Source organism: Paraburkholderia sp. SIMBA_030 (genome assembly GCF_046535245.1).
GTDB lineage: Bacteria > Pseudomonadota > Gammaproteobacteria > Burkholderiales > Burkholderiaceae > Paraburkholderia.
In genome coordinates, this window is the sequence record NZ_JAWRXB010000926.1 from 1 (window position 1) to 259 (window position 259).

General features: G+C 56.4%; 1 pseudogene. It reads left to right on the forward strand.

Annotated features, from left to right (window positions below):
- A pseudogene (locus tag SB772_RS42740) lies at nt 1-259 on the forward strand (hybrid sensor histidine kinase/response regulator); the annotation flags it as partial.

Genomic DNA, 259 nt, shown 5'->3' on the forward strand with positions numbered 1-259 from the left:
GACCAAAGGCAAGGCGATCACCCAACGCCTTCTGTCTTTTTCCAGGCGATCCAACCAGGGTGCGACGCATGTCGAACTCGATGAGAAGCTTGCTGCGATCGAGCCGCTTCTACGCCACGCTCTTGATGACACTGTCACTTTGGAGTTTGAACTCCCTGACGATCTCTGGCCCGTTCACGTGGATCCGGCTGGGCTTGAAATTGCCCTTATCAACCTCCTGACCAACGCAAGGGAAGCGATGCGGGATGGAGGAAGGGTG